The sequence below is a fragment of the Streptomyces sp. NPDC052042 genome (assembly GCF_044548345.1).
Classification (GTDB): domain Bacteria; phylum Actinomycetota; class Actinomycetes; order Streptomycetales; family Streptomycetaceae; genus Streptomyces.
Genome location: NZ_JBIUBU010000017.1, coordinates 21,201 through 38,966, shown reverse-complemented (window position 1 = coordinate 38,966; position 17,766 = coordinate 21,201). Strand labels below are relative to the sequence as shown.

The 17,766-nt window shown below is 68.4% G+C and carries 20 protein-coding genes and 1 pseudogene; 10 read left to right on the top strand and 11 right to left on the bottom strand.

All coding sequences use genetic code 11. The features are described from left to right. Positions 1-60: 60 nt before the first annotated feature. From ACIHCL_RS25030 to ACIHCL_RS25015, 4 genes are read right to left on the bottom strand one after another with little or no spacing between them, the layout of a single operon-like run. Positions 61-702: an isochorismatase family protein gene (locus ACIHCL_RS25030; RefSeq protein WP_399864936.1), complete on the bottom strand. Its 642-nt coding sequence runs from the start codon at positions 700-702 to the stop codon at positions 61-63. Then, a complete protein-coding gene (locus ACIHCL_RS25025; RefSeq protein ID WP_399864934.1) occupies positions 699-1,490 on the bottom strand; it encodes an alpha/beta fold hydrolase in 792 nt (263 codons plus the stop codon). The genes ACIHCL_RS25030 and ACIHCL_RS25025 overlap by 4 nt, the downstream gene beginning before the upstream one ends. Beyond that, positions 1,487-2,524, bottom strand: coding sequence for a leucyl aminopeptidase (locus ACIHCL_RS25020; RefSeq protein WP_399864932.1), 1,038 nt, complete (start codon positions 2,522-2,524; stop codon positions 1,487-1,489). Before ACIHCL_RS25020 ends, ACIHCL_RS25025 begins: the two co-directional genes overlap by 4 nt. After that, positions 2,521-3,546: a VOC family protein gene (locus ACIHCL_RS25015; protein ID WP_399864929.1), complete on the bottom strand. Its 1,026-nt coding sequence runs from the start codon at positions 3,544-3,546 to the stop codon at positions 2,521-2,523. The genes ACIHCL_RS25020 and ACIHCL_RS25015 overlap by 4 nt, the downstream gene beginning before the upstream one ends. Between ACIHCL_RS25015 and ACIHCL_RS25010 the strand changes: the two genes are divergently transcribed. The 10 genes and pseudogenes from ACIHCL_RS25010 to ACIHCL_RS24965 form a co-directional block, all read left to right on the top strand. Further along, positions 3,547-4,365, top strand: a complete 819-nt coding sequence (locus tag ACIHCL_RS25010) for an SDR family NAD(P)-dependent oxidoreductase (RefSeq protein WP_399864927.1) — start codon at positions 3,547-3,549, stop codon at positions 4,363-4,365. Further along, positions 4,362-5,378: a fumarylacetoacetate hydrolase family protein gene (locus ACIHCL_RS25005; protein WP_399864924.1), complete on the top strand. Its 1,017-nt coding sequence runs from the start codon at positions 4,362-4,364 to the stop codon at positions 5,376-5,378. Before ACIHCL_RS25010 ends, ACIHCL_RS25005 begins: the two co-directional genes overlap by 4 nt. Next, positions 5,375-6,334 (top strand): amidohydrolase family protein, encoded by a 960-nt coding sequence (locus ACIHCL_RS25000; protein ID WP_399864922.1) that lies wholly within the window; start codon positions 5,375-5,377, stop codon positions 6,332-6,334. The genes ACIHCL_RS25005 and ACIHCL_RS25000 overlap by 4 nt, the downstream gene beginning before the upstream one ends. 10 nt (positions 6,335-6,344) lie before the next feature. Further along, positions 6,345-7,670, top strand: coding sequence for a purine-cytosine permease family protein (locus tag ACIHCL_RS24995; RefSeq protein ID WP_399864920.1), 1,326 nt, complete (start codon positions 6,345-6,347; stop codon positions 7,668-7,670). A 90-nt stretch (positions 7,671-7,760) separates the two neighbouring features. Next, positions 7,761-8,606: a 3-phenylpropionate/cinnamic acid dioxygenase subunit beta gene (locus ACIHCL_RS24990; protein ID WP_399864918.1), complete on the top strand. Its 846-nt coding sequence runs from the start codon at positions 7,761-7,763 to the stop codon at positions 8,604-8,606. A gap of 15 nt (positions 8,607-8,621) precedes the next feature. After that, the gene (locus tag ACIHCL_RS24985) at positions 8,622-9,950 is read left to right on the top strand and encodes an aromatic ring-hydroxylating dioxygenase subunit alpha (protein ID WP_399864917.1); all 1,329 of its coding nucleotides are present in this window, start codon (positions 8,622-8,624) and stop codon (positions 9,948-9,950) included. Continuing rightward, positions 9,950-10,186, top strand: a complete 237-nt coding sequence (locus ACIHCL_RS24980; protein WP_399864915.1) for a dihydrodiol dehydrogenase — start codon at positions 9,950-9,952, stop codon at positions 10,184-10,186. Before ACIHCL_RS24985 ends, ACIHCL_RS24980 begins: the two co-directional genes overlap by 1 nt. Further along, positions 10,183-11,376: an NADH-ubiquinone oxidoreductase-F iron-sulfur binding region domain-containing protein gene (locus ACIHCL_RS24975; protein WP_399864913.1), complete on the top strand. Its 1,194-nt coding sequence runs from the start codon at positions 10,183-10,185 to the stop codon at positions 11,374-11,376. Before ACIHCL_RS24980 ends, ACIHCL_RS24975 begins: the two co-directional genes overlap by 4 nt. Next, positions 11,373-11,567 carry a ferredoxin gene (locus ACIHCL_RS24970; protein ID WP_399864910.1) on the top strand — a complete coding sequence of 65 codons (195 nt, stop codon included), beginning with the start codon at positions 11,373-11,375 and terminating at the stop codon, positions 11,565-11,567. The genes ACIHCL_RS24975 and ACIHCL_RS24970 overlap by 4 nt, the downstream gene beginning before the upstream one ends. A 218-nt stretch (positions 11,568-11,785) precedes the next feature. Next, positions 11,786-11,970 (top strand): annotated as a pseudogene (locus tag ACIHCL_RS24965) (IS630 family transposase); the annotation flags it as partial. Here the strand turns inward: ACIHCL_RS24965 and ACIHCL_RS24960 are convergent. The 7 genes from ACIHCL_RS24960 to ACIHCL_RS24930 form a co-directional block, all read right to left on the bottom strand. Beyond that, on the bottom strand, positions 11,948-12,139 hold the full coding sequence (locus tag ACIHCL_RS24960) for a hypothetical protein (protein WP_399865175.1): 192 nt from the start codon (positions 12,137-12,139) through the stop codon (positions 11,948-11,950). The pseudogene ACIHCL_RS24965 and the gene ACIHCL_RS24960 sit on opposite strands and share 23 nt — an antisense overlap. Before the next feature lie 689 nt (positions 12,140-12,828). Next, entirely contained in the window at positions 12,829-13,665 is an 837-nt protein-coding gene (locus ACIHCL_RS24955) for an alpha/beta fold hydrolase (RefSeq protein WP_399864907.1), read from the bottom strand. Then, a complete protein-coding gene (locus tag ACIHCL_RS24950) occupies positions 13,662-14,255 on the bottom strand; it encodes a carboxymuconolactone decarboxylase family protein (protein ID WP_399864905.1) in 594 nt (197 codons plus the stop codon). Before ACIHCL_RS24950 ends, ACIHCL_RS24955 begins: the two co-directional genes overlap by 4 nt. Beyond that, the gene (locus tag ACIHCL_RS24945; protein WP_399864903.1) at positions 14,248-15,069 is read right to left on the bottom strand and encodes a fumarylacetoacetate hydrolase family protein; all 822 of its coding nucleotides are present in this window, start codon (positions 15,067-15,069) and stop codon (positions 14,248-14,250) included. The genes ACIHCL_RS24950 and ACIHCL_RS24945 overlap by 8 nt, the downstream gene beginning before the upstream one ends. Then, on the bottom strand, positions 15,066-15,596 hold the full coding sequence (locus ACIHCL_RS24940; protein WP_399864902.1) for a VOC family protein: 531 nt from the start codon (positions 15,594-15,596) through the stop codon (positions 15,066-15,068). Before ACIHCL_RS24940 ends, ACIHCL_RS24945 begins: the two co-directional genes overlap by 4 nt. Before the next feature lie 24 nt (positions 15,597-15,620). Further along, positions 15,621-16,805 carry an acyl-CoA dehydrogenase family protein gene (locus ACIHCL_RS24935; RefSeq protein ID WP_399864900.1) on the bottom strand — a complete coding sequence of 395 codons (1,185 nt, stop codon included), beginning with the start codon at positions 16,803-16,805 and terminating at the stop codon, positions 15,621-15,623. Continuing rightward, positions 16,802-17,662: a VOC family protein gene (locus ACIHCL_RS24930; RefSeq protein WP_399864898.1), complete on the bottom strand. Its 861-nt coding sequence runs from the start codon at positions 17,660-17,662 to the stop codon at positions 16,802-16,804. Before ACIHCL_RS24930 ends, ACIHCL_RS24935 begins: the two co-directional genes overlap by 4 nt. Positions 17,663-17,766: the final 104 nt, after the last annotated feature.

The following is a 17,766-nucleotide window of genomic DNA, read 5'->3' as shown; positions in this document are numbered from 1 at the left end:
GACGGTCTGCCTCTTCAACGCGCAGCGCGGGCCGGCCCGGCCCGCGCTACGGCTGTCGGGTCACGACCCGGTGTCACCGGTGTCGTTGTTTTTCACGGCGAAGAGATTCAATGCCTCGGGAAGGCGCAGGACGTCGCAGTACTTGGCGGTCAGGTCGGTGAGCGTCGCGGTGGCCTGGACCGCGTCGCGGTCGGCACAAGCCTCGGGTACGAGCACCGCGGGCAGGTCGCTCTGGATGAGGTCCACCGCAGTGGACCTGACACAGCCGCTGGTGGAGGCACCACACAGCAGCACCGTGTCCACACCGTGGGCGCGGATACGATCCACCAAGTCGGTACCGAAGACGGCGGAGGCACCGCGCTTGACGACCACCTCGTCGCCCGGTCGGTGACCGAGGCGGGGATCGAGATCGGCAGCGGCCCTTCCGGCGCGCAGTTCCTCCAGAGCGGGGATCTTGGCCGACCAGAGGGGGAGCGGCTCGTCGGGGCCGTATCTGATGACGGTGAACCAGACCGGGGCCTTCGCTCGGTGTGCCGCCTCGACCAGGTCGTGTGCGGCGGCCACGGCGGCCTCCGCGTTGCACGACAACGGTCCGTCCGGCTCGGTGAAGCCGCGCTGCAGGTCTACTACGACGAGCCCAGGCCGGGTGCCGAGGGCGAGTGTGCCACCAAAGGTTCGGCCGGTGGCCCATGCGGGACTCATGTGTGTACCTCTCTGAATGCGTGAGCCACCTCGCGCGCCAGTTCGTCGGGGCGCTCGAAGGGAATCATGTGTCCGCAGCCGGGGACGGCTCTGACGGTGGAGCGGGGGTTGGCATGCCGGAGCAGTGCCGCGTCCTGGGCGGTGACCACATCGCTTCGCTCTCCGTAGAGGAGCTCGGCCCTCAGGCTCGGCCACTGGCTGAGGAAGCGGCCGTCGTGGAAGTCCCGATGTGCGGCTGTGATGGCTGCTTCCTCACAGGACGGCAGCGCGGTCAGCCAGGGTTCGGCGCTGGTCCAGGCGGGGTGGCGCCGTGCGACCTCGTCCGAGGTGAGCGTGCCCGAACGGGCCCGCCGTACCAGATCGAGGTAGCCCGCCAGCGGTGTGGGGTACGGCCTGCCGTCCCGGCAGAGCGGCGGGTCGGCCAGCAACAGGCGGACGATGCCCGGCCACCGGCGGCGGGCGGCCTCGGTGGCCGCCCGCGCCGCGACCAGCGCGCCCATCGAATGTCCGAACAGCACCACGTCGGCCAGCTCCAGCTCGCTCAGCACTGCCAGGACGTCGTCGGCCAGCTCGTCCAAGCCGTAGCCGCCCTCGGTGACCGTGCTGTGCCCGCGGCCGCGCTGGTCGAGCACGAGGACGCGGCGGTCGTGGGCAGCCAGTCGTCCGGCCAGGTCCGCCCATGCGTCGGCCGGGCAGGTGATGCCTGGCAGAGCGAGTACGACAGGGCCTTTTCCGGCCTCCAGGACGGACAGTTGCCCGTCGAGTCTGGGGACGAGGAGACGCTTCACCGTGTCCTCGCCCGCAGTTCGGGAACCACGATGTCGCCGGCCACCACCACGGGCTCGTCGTCGAGCAGCAGTGTGCAGCCGTGCAGCGGCACGTCCACATGGCAGGCGGTGTGGTTGGAGCCGCCGAGCTCGCCATTGGGTCCGGTGGAGAACAGGACGTTGCCGTAGGTCGCGCGGGCCTCCATGCCGATGCCCTGGAAATCCACGGCCAGGGAAGTGCGGCGAGCGTTCTCGTGCATGCCCCACCCGATGTGCGAGATGCCGTAGGCGTCCGGGTCGTTGAACGAGGCCATGTATTCGCGCAGCAGCAGCGCGTCCAGTTCGCCGCGGATGTCCACGACCCTTCCGTGCTCGATGGTGAGCGTGATCGGGGTGCGAACGTAGGTGTTGAACGGGAAGACGATGTCGCCAGGGGCGATCACGACGGTGCCGTCCACGCCGTCGTCGGCTCCTCCGGTGAACAGGAACCCCGAAGGCCAGTGGTCCCATTGGCCCGGAACCGCGGAGAAGCCGTATTCGGGGACGGCGGGGTAGGCGCCCAACTGGTAGCGGACATGGGTGCCGTGCGGGCTGGTCACAGTGAGCGTCGACGCCTTGCGCATCAGCTCCACGCCGTGGTCGATGCGCTCCTTGATGCCGTCGGTGGGGAACATCCGGCGCAGCACGTCCACCGGCTCGACCACGCTGAGGATGCGGGTGCCGCTCGCCTGGATTTCCAGCTGTTCGGCGGAGAAGAGCAGGAACACCAGGTCGATGAGGAGGTCGGACTGCTTCAGCGCCTCCACCGCCGCCGGGTTGCCGGACAGGGGCGTGGTGCCGACGACGAGGGAGTCCACGCCGCCGCCGCCCAGTCCCGAGGGGAGCCGCAGATGGTGGGCGGCTGCGCCGAGACGGTTGGCGGCGGCCATGAACGCGTCGGCGTACTCGAGTCGTTCGGTCCCACGCGACAGTACGGCGACGCGCTCGCCCTCATGGACGGCGCTGAGCCGAAGCTGCCGCTCGCACAGGTCGACGAAGTCAAGGAAGTCGGTCACAGCTCGATCCTTTCGGTGCTCTCGGTGTTGACGACAAAGGACTCAGGCATCCGCGGTGCCCACATCGCGGTCGGGCACTCCAGGTCGCGGGGCTCCCAGTCGTCGCTGACCTGGTCGATGTCGATGAAGTACTCGATCCAGCTCCCCCATGGGTCGGGGACATAGGTGAAGAGGTTCGATCCCAGGCCGTGCCGGCCGAGCCCCCAACCGGGGTGCCCCTGCTCGTCCATGTGCTGCTTGCCGATCATCAGGGCGTCCAGGTTCGGCACCTCCCAACTCGAGTGGTGCAGGCCCGGATGCGTGCTCTGGACGAAACCGAACACATGATGGTCACCGGGGCGGGCATGCCAGAAGGAGAGGATGCGGCCGGTGCGGTCACTCAGCCGGAAGCCGAGCAGGTTGCCGTAGAAGCGTTCGGCGGCGGTCAGGTCGGACACGTACAGCAATACGTGGCCGAGACGGTGAGGCTGAGCCTTCTGCGGCACGTGCTGCCAGGCGGCGCGGTCCACCCGGGGGCGTGAGCCGCCCACGTTCATGTCGGACTCGGGCATCGGCGCACCCGGGTCCGGTCGGCTCTCCCGCAGGTTGACCCACACTCCGTCCGGGTCTTGGAACCACAGACCGGGTCCTTCCAAGGATTTCGGTGCGTCGTGCAGCTTCACACCATGGGTTTCCAGCCGGGTACCGAACTCCGCGAGCCGGCCCTCGTCGACGCCGAAGCTGACATACGCCACCTTCTTGCGGCGGGCTTCGACGAGAGTGACCTGCTCCTGCTCAGCTCCCTGGCAGCCGAACGAGAGGGCGTGCGACCTCTCCTGCGCCGTGAGCCCGAAGTTCCGGAAGAAGCCGTCGGCCACTTCCAGGGACGGCACGGTCATGCCGTAGCCAAGGACGCCGTTGACGGTGGGATGGCCTTCGCTGCGCATGTACACCTCTCTGGGGTGTTGACATCGGATGAAGTGGATCCAATAGTTGATGCTAAATCGGATGTCGATCTGACGCCAGAGCTTGTGGAGGTTCATGTGGAACTGCTGACAGGGAAAGTCGCGATCGTTACCGGCGGCGGGGGCGGCATCGGCAAGGCCGTGGCACAGCGCTATCTGGACGAGGGCGCGAAGGGCGTCTGCATCGTCGACAACCTCGCCGAGCGGGTGGAGACCACCGTCGAGGAACTCGGCGAGCGGGCGCTGGGTGTGGTCGCCGATGTGCGGTCCTGGACCGACAACGTCCGCGTCGTCGAGCAGACCGTGGAGCGCTTTGGCGGCCTGGACGTCTTCGTCGGCAACGCGGGCATCTTCGACCACGCCGTGCATCTCGCCGACCTGGACGGCCCCTCTCTGGAAAGCGGCTTCGACGAGATCATGGCCGTGAACGCCAAGGGCTGTCTGCTCGGTGTCCGGGCCGCCATGGATCACCTGCTCGACGCGCGCGGCTCGGTCGTCCTGACCGCGTCGTGGGCCGGGTTCCGTTCCGCGGGCGGTGGAGTGCTCTACACCGCCTCCAAGCACGCGGTGGTCGGGCTGATCCGCGAGCTGGCCTACGAGCTGGCCCCGCACGTACGGGTCAACGGCGTGGCCCCCGGTGTCGCGCCGACCAGGCTGCGCGGCGTCGAGTCCATAGGCCAGGGCACCAAGGACTCCCTGATGGAGGGCACCGCCGACGCGCTGCCGCTGAAGCGGGTGCCCGGATGCGAGGACTACGCGGGCATCTACGCCATGCTCGCGTCCGAGGACGCCAACCTGATGACCGGCTTCGTCATAGAGGCCGATTCGGGCCTGGCCGTTCGCGGTGTCGCCCGTGTCGCCGGCGGCGACCACCTGCGCGGCGAGGGGGCCGCGTGATCCCGTTCGCCCTTGCCACCCGATACCGCACCACCGGCGGCTACGAGGCGCTGCTGTCCATCGACGGCACGCTGATCGACCTGGCCGCGGCCGTCTCGCCCGACGCCGAGACCAGGGAAGCCCTGACCCGGCTTGGGGTCCAGGCCCTGCTGGGCGACTGGGACCGCTGGCTCGACCGGCTCACCGACACCGCCGCAGCCGTACGGGCCGAAGGGCTGGACGACCCCCGCTGGCACCGAGGCAGCCTGGAGATCGGCGACACGACCCTCGCCCCGCCCGTCCCGGAGCCGCGCCAGATCTTGTGCGCCGCCTCCAACTACGCCAAGCACGTGGCCGACTTCAAGGGCCGAGAAGACATCGACCGCTTCACCGGCATCGACCGATCCCGAATGATGCCGTACCTGTTCGCCAAGGGCCCCGACTCGCCCGAGCGCCCGTACGGCGAGATCGCCTACCCACCCGTCACCTCTCGCTTGGACTACGAGGTCGAGCTCGCCGTGGCGCTGTGCCGGGGCGGACGGCGCATCCCGTCGGCCAAGGCCGCCTCGCACATCGCCGGCTACCTGCTCTTCAACGACCTGACCTGCCGCGATCTGCAACAGCGCACCGACTGGGCGTTCTTCAAGACCGACTGGTTCGCCGGCAAGGCCTTCGACGGGTCCGCCCCGATGGGGCCGCTGCTCGTGCCGGCCCGGTTCGTGCCCGACTACCGGTCGCTCGAACTGGAACTGAAGGTCAACGGCGAAGTACGGCAGCAGGCCCCGGCCGGCGACATGGTCTTTTCCATCGAGGAGCAGATCGCCTTCGCCTCGGCCGTCACCACGCTGCGGCCCGGCGACATCATCGCCACCGGCACCCCGGACGGCGTGGCGATGAAGACCGGCCAGTGGCTCGGGGTCGGCGACCTGGTGGAAGCCTCGGGCGGCCCGCTCGGCTCGCACCGCCACCGTGTGGTCGAAGACCCGTCGACCGGCGACGGATTCGTCCTCGAACCCCCGGAGGCGAACTCATGAGCACCGACCTGGTGGACGTACACCGGCACACCATGCCGCAGACCGTCCTCGACTTCCTGCGCTCGCGCACCGAACCACCCTTCCTCGACGGCGAATTCGTCCGATGCACACCGGGGTACGGCTACCGCCTCACCCCCGAGATGACCGACCTGGCGGCCAATCTGGAGGAAATGACCGCAGCAGGTGTACGCACTGCCCTGTTGTCGGCCATCGTCGGCATCGTCGATCAGCTCCCCGCCGCCCAGGCGGCAGCCTTGGCCCAGGACGTCAACGACGAACTCGCCGACCTGGCCAGAGCCCACCCCGGCGTGCTCGCCCCGATGGCAGCCTTGCCACTGGCCGACCCCGAGGCGGCCGCCGAGGAACTGCTGAGGGCGAACGGTCTCGGGCTGTGCGGCCCCCTGCTGCCGGTCACCGTGGGCGGCAGGCAACTGGGCGAGCTGGGCCTCGACCCGTTGTTCGAAGCCGCCGAAGCCACCGGCACACCGCTCACCCTGCACCCGACCGCCCCCGCGTTCGCCGCCCACTTCGGCGACCACGCGCTGATGTCCACACTCGCCTTCCCCGTCGACACCACGGCATGCGTCCTGCGTCTGGTACTCGGCGGACTGTACGAGCGATGGCCGGACATCCGGATGGTCGTGCCGCACGCCGGATCCCTCCTTCCCTACCTCATGGGCCGGATCGACCGAGAGGCGATGAAGTACCGGGCGAGTGGCGGCATGGGCGCGCTCACCGAACCCCCCAGCGTGTGGCTGCGCCGGATGTATGTGGACGCGGTCAGCCTGTGGCCGCCCGCGATCAGGCTGCTGCTGGAGGTCATGGGCCCCGAGCGGGTCATGTTCGGCAGCGACTATCCGTTCTGGAACACCCGGGAAAACGTCGACGCCCTTGACGCGGTCACCGACGACGAGCGGATCCGAGCGGGTAACGCCCGCACCCTCTACCACCTGTAGGAGCCGCACCATGAGCACCTCCACCGAGGACGAAAGAGCCGACGACTACGCTCACTCGATCGTCCCGCCCGAGGCACGTGCGCCGCGCATGAGCCTCACCATGGCGAGCTGGTCCCTGATCAGCGCCATGGCCTGGCTGTTCTACGGCGCGCTCGCCGCCACCCTCACCGGCACACGGCAGGCTCTCATCGGCCTGCTCGTCAGCGTCGTTCTCTTCTCCCTGGTCAACTCCCCGCTGGTCCGCCTGGCAGCCTCCAGCGGGCTGAACAGCGCGCTGGTCTCCGCGCGCCTGTTCGGCAGGGCGGGATCCGTTCTCATCGCGCTGCTGCTCGCCGCGACCACCGTCTACTTCGCGGTGTTCGAGGGCAGCGTCGTCGCCGAGGCCTTCCACCAGTACTGGGGCATGGACATCCGCTGGTGGTACCTCATCGTGGTCATCGGGATGCTGCCGTTGATGATGGGCGGCATCCTGACCTGGATGGGCAAGCTCAACGGCGTTCTGCTCCCGCTCTACGTCGTCGGCATGACGGCCGCGGTGATTCTCGCCGCCCGACAGGGCGAGCCAGGCCGCTTCCTCGACTTCCCCGGCGTCGTGCCGGAGGCCGCCAGAACCTTGCCGGGCTGGCTCACCACGGTCATCCTCTACCTGGGTGTCTGGCTTGTGATGCCCACCACGGTGGACTTCGCCCGCTTCGCCCGGACCGACGACGTCCGCTACCACCAGACGGTCACCTTCGGCTGGGTCTTCTCTGCCGGGATCTTCCTGGTCAACGGTGCCGCCGGGATGTTCCTGGTGCAGATGGTCCTGCCGGGGACAACCATCGCAGCGGAGAACGGCGTGGTCACCGCGCTGGTCGGACCACTCGGCCTGGCCGGAGTGCTGCTCATCGTAGTGACTCAGATCAGGATCAATACGCTGAACTTCTATCAGGCGTCGATGAACCTCCAGCGGCTGCTGCGGCAGCTCGTCCGGGTGCACGCACCACGCCCCGTCGTGGTGGTCGGCGTGGGCGCTCTGGTCTTCGTGCTGATGCTCACCGACGTCTTCTCCTACCTGCAGCTCGCGCTCCAATGGCAGGGGACGTTCTTCGTCGGCTGGGTCGGCATCGTGCTGACCCACCTGAGCCTGCGTGCGCCGTGGCGCACGGACGATGTGCCGGTGAAGCCCGCCTTCTGCGTCTGGGTGGTCTCGGCCGCCGTGGGCATCGTGCTCATCCAGACCGGCTACGAGGCAGCACCGCTGGTCTCGCTGGCACTTGCGGTGATCGGATACCTGCCGATCGCCAAGCGCCATGCCCGAGCGCCCGCCCCTGCGGAGACAGAACACACCGGCTGAGGATCCCCCGGCTGGTCACGGGCCCGCACCGCCGCGCCTTCCCCCGCGCCCATGCGCGCCCACAAGAGATCCCGACCGTGAAGGAGGACTGTGCGGTTCGCCCATGCCTCATACCACATCACCGATCGTTCGCAAAGCCTGGACTTCTATCGGCTTCTCGGCTTCGAGCCGGCCGAGGAACTGCACATCGGTGACGCCATACACCTCTTCCTCGACCTCGGCGGACGTGCCGCGCTCGAGCTCGTCCTCTCACCCGGCCAACCAGTCGGCCCGGGCGGCGGCTACCGGCACGTGGCCGTGGAGACCACCCACATGGACGCGGTGCTGGCACGTATACCCGCCGAGCGCGGCCCGTTCGTCACGGCTACGGGGACGCGGCTCGCGTTCCTGCGCGACCCGGACGGCTACGAGGTCGAACTCATCGAATCCAGGAGTGACACCGTGAACGACCTGACATCGGCCACCGACTTCTTGCACCGGGAAGCGGAGCTGCTCGACGACAACCTCGTCGACCAGTGGCTGGAGATGCTGTCCGAGGATCTGAAGTACCTGGTGCCGTTGCGCAGCACCCGGGAGCGTGCCAGGGGTGCGGGCTTCAGCCGGACGGCCTTTCACATGAAGGAGACCTACTCCAGCATGAGGGGCCGGGTGCGGCGGCTGTCCAGCGAATACGCCTGGGCCGAGGACCCGCCCTCGCGTACCCGCCGCTTCGTTTCCAACATCCGTGTGAAGCCGGGCGAACAGGCGGGCGATCTGGCGGTGAAGTCCAACCTGTTGCTCTATCGCAGCCGGCACGACGCCGTCGAGCACCAGCTGCTCGTCGGCGAACGGCACGACGTGCTGCGCCCCTGCGACGGCACGCTCAAGCTCGCCCGCAGGATCGTCCTGCTCGACCAGACGACCCTCGCCACTCACAACCTCGCTGTCTTCCTCTGACGCACTGGAGCATTCATGTCTGACATCGACGCACGGATCGCCGGCATACCTGCCGACCTGGAGCAAGGGCTGCTGCCAGGCTATGCGTTCAACGACCCCGAGATCCACCGGCTCGAGACCGAGCGCCTGTTCACCAGGGCCTGGTGTTTCGTGGGGCACGAGAGCGAGATCCCGGCCAACGGCGACTACGTCGTGCGCCACATCGGTGAGGACCCCTTCATCCTCGTTCGTGACGAGCACGGCCAGGTCAGGGTGCTGCTCGATGCCTGCCGCCACCGCGGCACCCGCGTCTGCCGGACGGAGAAGGGGAACGCCTCCAACTTCCGCTGCCCTTACCACGGCTGGACCTACTCCAACAGCGGAGCCCTGGTCGGCGCGCCGGCCATCCAGACCGCATACAAGGGACTGGACAAATCGCAGTGGGGTCTCGTCCCCGCTGCCCAGGTGGACAGCGTGCACGGTCTGATCTTCGCCAGCCTCGACGCCGAGGCCCCGCCGCTGCGGGACTACCTCGGTGGGATGACGTGGTACCTCGACCTCATGTTCGGCCTGACCGACGGCGGTCTGGAGGTGATCGGCGAGCCGAACCGCTTCGTCCTCGATGCCAACTGGAAGATCGGTGCCGACAACTTCTCCGGTGACGACTACCACACTGTCTTTCTGCACAAATCGATGTGGGAGATCGGCGCGATAGAGATCCCGCCGGTGGCCAACATGCAGGGCTACCATGTGCAAGCCGCCCCGGGACACTCCATCACCTTCTCCATCGCCAGCGACCCCGACGAACCGGGGCCGAAGTTCTGGGGCTTCGACCAGCAGATCGTCGAGATGTTCCGGCAAGGGGATCTGACCGAGGAACAGTTCGACATCGCCCGCCGCTCACGCATCTGCGTCGGCACGGTCTTTCCCAACCTCTCCTTCATCGTCGCCCCGCTCACCGAGGATCCGGCACACCCGGCCACGGGGCTGATCAGCCTGCGTCAGTGGCAGCCCCGCGGACCGGGCCAGATGGAGATCTGGAACTGGGTGCTCGCCTGGAAGGGCACCCCCGAGCATCTTCGCGAGCGGTCCTACCGTGCTTCCATCGGCACGTTCGGTCCTGCTGGCCTGTTCGAGCAGGACGACACCGAACCCTGGCAGTCGATCACTCGGATGAGCGGAACCGCCTACGGCAGGGCCATCGACCTCAAGCTGAACTACCAGATGGGCCACGAGGACATCGGATTCGTCGAGGAGGTCAAGGACTGGCCTGGCCCCGGACAGGTGTTCGCGCCGCGCTACGAAGAGGGTGTGCAGCTCAACTTCTATCGGCAGTGGGCCCGATACCTGAACGGGGAATCGTGATGACCGAACCTGTGATGACCGAACCCGTGATGACCATCTCCAACGAGTTCGCAGTCGTGGAGGTCAGCAAGGTCCACACCCGCAACGGCGAACGGCTGTCGATCCGTTCACCCAAGCGTGGCTACGAGATCCTGCTCGACGCCGTACTGCTGGAGGCACTGAGCTGGACCACCACCCGTGACCTGACACCGTTGCTGGAATCCCCGCACGGTCCGGCTGCGGAGGGCCGAGCATGACCACCGCACCACCCGACCCCGCCACAGAACTCCTGCCGGTTGCCCACGTTCACCCAGGCACCCCGGTGCGTCTGCTGAGCACCGCACCGGAACCGGCCGTCGCCGTGCGTGGGAGCGCGCTGATCGAGGAACTGGCCGCTTCTGGTCTCAGAGGTAGGGGAGGGGCTGCCTTCTCCGTCGCCACCAAATGGAGGGGCGTCGCGGCAGGCCCCGGTCCGCGAGTCGTCGTCGCCAACGGCGCCGAGGGGGAACCGGCCTCGTGGAAGGACCGCTACCTCCTCAGGACCAGGCCCCACCTGGTTCTTGACGGCCTGCTGTTGGCTGCCGAGGCACTGAACGCGAACCGGGCGATCGTCTACGTCACAAGGCCCGAGGACGAGCAGGCCGTCCGCACGGCTCTCGCCGGACGATCAGGCTCAGCCGTCGAGATCGTCACCGCCGCGGACCGCTACGTGGCAGGAGAGGAAACTGCCGTGGTCCGGGCGATCGACGAAGGGATCGCGCTGCCGAGAGCCAAGCCGCCACGACCGTACGAGAAGGGCGTGGACGGCCGTCCCACCCTGATCCAGAACATCGAGAGCCTCGCTCACGCCGCATGGATCGCCAGACACGGCGCCGAGGCGTTCCGGGAAGTGGGAACCCCGGGCTCGCCCGGCACCACACTGATCACCGTCAACGCGGGCGAGCGGACCACACTCTTCGAGGTGGCCCTGGGAACCCCGCTGCGTGACATCGTCGGCGAAGCCGGAGCCGTGCTCGCGGGCGGCTACTTCGGCGGGCTCCTGCCCGCCTCCCGGCTCGACCTGCCACTCGACTACGACGCCTTCCGCGCGGCCGGGTCCGGTCTGGGCTGCGCCGCCTTCACTGTGCTGCAGACCGGCCAGTGCCCGCTCGAACTGGGTACCGCCGTCGCCGGCTACTTCGCCGCCGAGTCCAGCCGCCAGTGCGGCGTCTGCCTCAACGGCACCAAAGCCATGGCAGCAGCTCTGGAACGCGTCAGGACGGGCGAACACAGCGAGGACGACCTCGACAAGCTCGCTCGCTGGGCGACCACCCTGCCCGGGCGCGGAGCCTGCGCGCTGCTCGACGGCGCTGCCCTGCTCGTGAGGTCGCTGTTGGAGCACTTCGCCGACGAGATCCGATACCACCTGCGCCGCACCTGCCCGGCGCGAGAGGAGCACCAGCCATGAAGGCCCAAGTCGACGCCACCCGCTGCCAGGGCATGGGCGTCTGTGCCGAGATCTGCCCGTCCGTCTTCGTCCTCGACGACTGGGGGTTCGCCAGTACAGCAGGCGACGGAGGCGTGCCGACGGGCGACGAAGCCGCTGCCCGGGACGCCGCCGCCCGTTGTCCGGAAAAGGCGATCTCACTGGCCGACTGAGGCCCGTCGGGTACCGGCAGCCGCAGGTCGGCTGCCGGTACCCGAAGCCCCCCGCCGAGCCACAAGAACGGCGACGAGTCTTCCGAATCACGGTTGCCTGCTGCGGTGAGGCATGAGGCCGGCAACCGTGGCTGGTGCCGCATCGGGCAATGTTCGCGTCGTTGTGACGTGTCGTCCGGTTGCTGTGTCTGGCGGTACCGGGCGGTCAGAATGATCAGGTGGCTGAACGTGTGCGGGTCCGGGAGATCGATGATGACGAGGGCAGGCGGTTGCTGCGGATCATCCGCCGGGGCACTGGTTCGGTGGTGACCTGGCGGCGGGCGCAGATGGTGCTGCTGTCGCGCAGGGCATGTCCGTGGCGAGGATCGCCGGGGTGACGTTCACGGGCCCGGACCGGGTCCGGGCCCGTAGCCCTTGGCGTGCGTGTCACGGACCGCCTGGCCGGTACCTTCAGCCGTCACCGAACCGGTGATGTACCGTTCCATCCGCGCAATCACGGTCTGCATGTTCTCGTCGAAGTCAGGCTCGACGATCTCCACATCCGGGCTGTACAGGATGAACCGCGGCGACATCGCTTCACCGCCTCTTCGTCTCGGCCAGGCCCCACAAGGGCATGCGGGGCTTCGATTGGATCGGCCCGCATCCTGCTGCCGCAAAGGGCCTTCCACACACGGGCATACCTGTGAGTGGTCCGGCCGCCCCGCGCGGTCACGCCGCCCCTCCTGACCGACCGGTGCGCTTCCAGAGAGGGGAGACCGGCGCCCGGCGAGCCGCGCCTAACCTCACCGTGGACACGTTTGGCACCGGGACGCGCGCCGAAGACGGGACGCTCGTACTCTGAACCGGTCACGTCGAAGGCACGTAGTCGGCCCGTAGCATCGGCTTTCCCATCGTCGGGCGCCCGTCGGCAGGCTGTTCACGGCGATGGGACCGCCTGCCGCGGCGATCTCCCGTGCTGCCGCGGCGTCGGCGGCCGGCAGGACCGTGCCGGAGAGGTTCGACGAGAATGCCGATCCCGCGTTGCTGAGGGCGACCGCGCCGACGACGACCGGACCGAGGGCGAACCCGAGGTCGCGCAGCATGTTGGTGGTGGCGCCGGCCATGTCTACGAGCAGGCGAATGCGATCCGGGAGGTCGGCGCCGACATCGGCCTGCGTCCGGTCACCATGAACCGCACACTCCAGGGCCCGCCGCGCCTCGTCGGACTGCCTGGGCCCGGACGCCTCGGCCGGCTCCGGGCCAGTGGTGCGAACGCCCGTTTTCACTCGTCGGTCAGGAAGCCGGTGACCAGCGACTCGAACCGGCGCGCCCGCTCGAACGGCACCCACAGCCCGGTCCGTCCGTAGACGTGGATCTCGACGTCCGGGATCCGGTTGAGCATGAAGAGCGCGTTGTCGTACCCCTGCACCCGGTTGTCCCGGCCCCACACCACGAGCGTGCGGGCGGCGATCTCGTGAAGCCGGTTCCAGACGGGTTCGTTGACCGCTGGGGTGCCGTGCCCCTCGGGCGCCTGTGCCATGAAGTCGGGAGCGACACTGGCCAGGTAGCGTTCGTCGACCAACTCGTCGGTGACAGCCGACCGGTTGTACATCATCATTTCGAGATAGGCCCGCATCTTCGCGCGTGAGGGCCCGTCGCCGCCGTAGTAGTCCCGGATGACCTTCTGCCCCTCGCTCGGCGTCGGGGTGAACAGCGGCAGCCCCCCCGCCGAACTGACCAGCACAAGTCGCTCGACCACGTCCGGGTGGTCCACCGACATGGCGATCGCCGCCGCACCTCCGGTGGCCATGCCGACGACGTGGGCGCGCTCTTCCCCCAGCTCTCGGACGAGGGCCGCGAACACCTTCGCATAGAAGGCGTGGCGGCCACCCTCGATCGCGGGTTTGTCGGACTTCCCGTAGCCGGGCAGGTCCACGATCACAGTCCGGAACCGCTTGCTGAAGGCGGCCATGTTCTGCCCGAAGTTGCCCCAGCCGTACGCGCCGGGGGCGCCGCCGTGGACGCAGAGCAGAAGCGGCCCTCGCCCGGCCTCGTGCAGGTGCAGGCGTACGCCGGCCGCTTCGACCAGCCGTGACGTGGACTGTTCAGTGGGGGTCATGCCTCGGACCTGTCTTCGATAGGCTCAACCGCGAAGAGGTTCAGCTGGTGGGCGAGCGTCCAGTAGTAGCCGACCAGCGAGCTGACCTCGAAGACGCCGTCGGGGCCCAGTACCTTCTGGAGCCGCTCGAACCCGGCGTCGTCGGGCGGCTCCCGGTCGAGCATACGTTCCGCGAGTTCGAGCGCCGCCGCGGCGGTGACGTGGGTGCCGTCGTCGAACGAGGCCGGGACCTCGCCGCGTTCCAGCGTTCCGATGGTCTCTTCGGAAATACCGATATCGCGGGCGATGCGTTGGTGCGTGATTCGCTCGACCGCGCAGTCGTGGCGACCGGCGACCAGCAGGATCGCCATCTCCCGCACCCGGTCGTCGATGGACGACTCGTAGCGCAGGGCGGCGCCGAGGCGCTGCAGGGGGCCGCCCACACGGGGGCTGTGCAACATGGCGTTGAACGGTCCGGTCAGCCGGCCGCGGCTGTCGACCGGCCCCCCGGGACGGTCGGGGTCGGCACGTGGCCCCGACCGGAGTTCGTCGTACAGCGCCCGCCGCTCGTCGGCGAGGTGCTCGGGGTCGAAGAGAACTGACCTAGTCAACGATCCTGTTCCTTGTCTCTCCGATCTTCTCCACCCGGGTCACCACGACCTGCCCGGGGCTGAGGAAGATCTTCGGCTCCCTGGCGTTGCCGACGCCGCTCGGGGTGCCGGTGAGGATGACGTCACCGGGCTCCAGCAGGGTGAACGTGCTGATCTCGGCGATGACCGTCGGCACATCGAAGATCATCTTGTCGGTTCCGGCCTGCTGCATGACCACTCCGTCGACCTCGCACGAGATCTCCAGGCCGGCCGCGCCCGGCGGCAGTTCGTCGTCGGTGACCAGGTGCGGGCCGAGCGGGGTCAAACCATCCCACGCCTTGCCGGCGAGCCACTGGCGGCTCCGGCTCTGCCAGTCACGGACGCTGAGGTCATTGCTGACCGTGTAGCCGGCGACGTGCGACAGTGCCTCCGCCTCTGGGATGTCGCGGCCACCAACACCGATGACGACGGCGACCTCGGCCTCCCAGTCGAGCCTGTCACTCGCCCGCGGCATGGGAACGTCGTCGTACGGTCCGGTCAGCGAAGCACGGAACTTCGAGAAGAGCACGGGGTGTTCGGGTAGGTCGTTGCCGGTCTCCGCAACGTGTTCCGCGTAGTTGCGGCCGAGGCACACGATCTTGTCCGGACGGGGTACGACAGGAAGGAGCCGCACCTCGTCGGCCCTTGCCGTCTCGCCCTCGGCCCCGGCGAGCGTGCGCCACTCGGGCCGGCGGAGCAACTCGCCCACGTCACGGTACGGCAGGAGGTGGTAGCAGCCTGATTCCACCCGCGCGGCGGACTCCCGGCCGCCGACGACGACGGACGCCAGTCTCATCGTTCCACCTCCTCGACGACGAATCGCTCACGGCCGCCGGGTGCACCGAACGCGGGACCACCCTCCGCCAGCAGGCGTTCGGCCTCGGCGAGGACGCCCTCCACGCTCTGGTCGAGATTGAGGTCCTTGCGGAACGGCTGCCGTACGTCGCGCGGTACGCGCAGGTAGACCTCGATACGATTGCCCTCGGGGTCCCAGAAGTAGATGCCGAACGCGTTGCCGTGGGTGACCTCCTGCTGGACGGAGACGCCGGCGCTCCTGAACTTTTTGTGGAACTCCATCAGCGTCTCGACGGAGTCGACCCGCCAGGAGATCTGCTGGACGAGCTTCACGTCCGCGGGCGCGTTCCGGCCACGAGCGATCACGAACTCGTGGTGCTCGACCTCCGGCCGGGCGCTCATGAAGACGATCCCCTTGTCGAGGTCCTCGTCGGTGACGGTGAGTCCGAGCACGGAGGTGTAGAAGTCACGCATCTTCTCCAGGTCGTCGACCCAGAGTCCGGCGTGGCCGAGCTCTTGAACAGCCATGGGCTTTCCTCTCCTTCGTCAGGTTCAGAACTTCACGGACGGCGGAATGGGGTGTCCGAAGAAGTCGAGGCCGTATGCCTGCAGGATGGGGTCCTGGACGTTCTGCACGTGATGGACGGCCGCCTGGCTGTCACGCCACAGGCGCTCCAGCGGGAGGTCGGTGCGCAGCGAGATGCCGCCGGCGATACGGAACAGCTTGTCGGCAGCCGCAGCGGCTCGGTTCGAGGCACGGACCTGGTTGCGGCGGACCTCCGCGCGCACCGACAGGGGGACGCCGACACCGGCGGCGCACATGTCGAAGATCCGGTCGATGTCGCCGAGGAAGTGGCGGACACTCGCGTCGATGTCGGCCGCGCACTCACCGAGTGCGGCGAGCTGATAGGGATCGCGCGAGGACTTTCCGGACCGGCTTTCCCGGTCGCGGGTGAGGGCCGTGTACGCGCCGAGCACCGCCAGGGACGCGCCCAGGGTGGCTGCGGTGACCGCTCCGGCGAACATCACGTTGCGGGGCATCGCGTAGAGCGGTGAGTCGCTGCGGCCCGCGGCGGAGTGGGCCGTGCCGTCGGTGATCTCCGCGGTCTCGATGACCCGGTGCGCCGGGACGAACGCGTCTCGGACCATCAGGTCCTTGCTGCCGGTGCCGCGCAGCCCCACGACCTTCCACGAGTCGGCCACGATCTCGTAGTCGGAGCGCGGCAGTACGAAGTGCCGGGCGGCCTTCTCGGCGATGCCGCCGTCCTGGTCGGTGACGAGTCCGCCGATCATCACCCACTGGCACAGGTCAGTGCCCGAGGAGAACGGCCAGCGGCCGTTGAGGACATAGCCTCCCTCGACGGGGCGGGCCCGCCCCATGGGCGCGTAGGGGGAGGCGATCCAGGTCTCGGGATTCCGCCCCCAGACCTCCTCCTGCACCTCACGGCTGCCGAGCGCCAGTTCGTGCGGGTGGACGCCGACCACGCCGGCCACCCAGCCGGTGGAGGGGGAGTGCGAGCCCAGTCGTAGGACGGCCTCCATGAACTCCCTCGGATGGGACTCCAGGCCGCCGTAGTCCTTCGGCTGGAGCATCCTGCAGACACCGGTCGAGCGGAGCGCCTGCTCCGATACGGCGGAGAGACGGCCGAGCCGGTCCGACTCCACGGCATCGTCGGCCAGGACGTCGGCGACCTTCTCGATCTTCTCCAGGACGCTGTTCTCGGTCACCGTGTTCATCGCTTGTGCCCCCAGTAGTGAGCGGACTGGTAACGGGTCGGGGTCCAGGATGCGTCGTCAATCTCGATGCCGCCGCTGCCGTACTCGATGCCCGTCCCGGACGGGGATTCGAGGTAGAAGGAGATCATCTTGTCGTTGGTGTGCTTGCCGAGCGTGGCGGTCTCCTTCCCACCGCTCGCGTACAGCGCGTCGAGGGCCCGTCCGACACCGTCGACGTCCACCGATTCGAGCATGAGATGGCCGACGCCCTGAGCGCGGTGGCGGTCGTCGGCGACGGCCGGAACGAACGCGAAGGAGTGGTGGCGCGGGTTGCAGTGCAGGAAGGTGGCGTCGGTGCCGGGGCCCACTTCGATGTGGTCGCTGAGGCGGAAGCCCAGCACGTCCCTGTACAGGGTCCAGTAGGCGCCCGGGTCGGAGACCAGCTGGAAGGCGTGTCCGAGGCCGAGGCGGCTGGCGACGAAGCTGTTTCCGGTCGGGGAGACGAAGTTCGTCAGAGCGTTGGTCAGCCCGTAGAAGAGTTCCAGGGTGAGGCCGTCGGGGTCCTTGAAGCGGACCAGGTCGGTGACGTTGCGGGCACGGGCGGCCTCGACGCCGGGCCGTTCCACGGTGTATCCGGCTTCTTCGACGCGCCGGGCCAGCTCATCGAGTTCGGCGGGCCCCGCGGTCTCCCAGCCCAGTGTCGTGACACCGCGGGTGTCGCTCTCCTCGATCTGGAGCCGGTATAGGTATTCGTCCATGCGCAGTCGCAGGGAGCCCGGTCCGGTCCCGACGACCTGGAGGCCCAGGAGATCTTCGGCGAACGAGCGCCATTCCCCGGTGTCGGTACATCCCAGTACGGCGTAACCTAGGCTTTTCACGGTCGCTGTCATGACTTCTCCCGTCGGGATGTCAACCATGTCTCATGGTCAGGGCGTTGTTGTCCGGCGCGGCCGACGAGCGCTCCGTGCCGCGGTGCGGAATG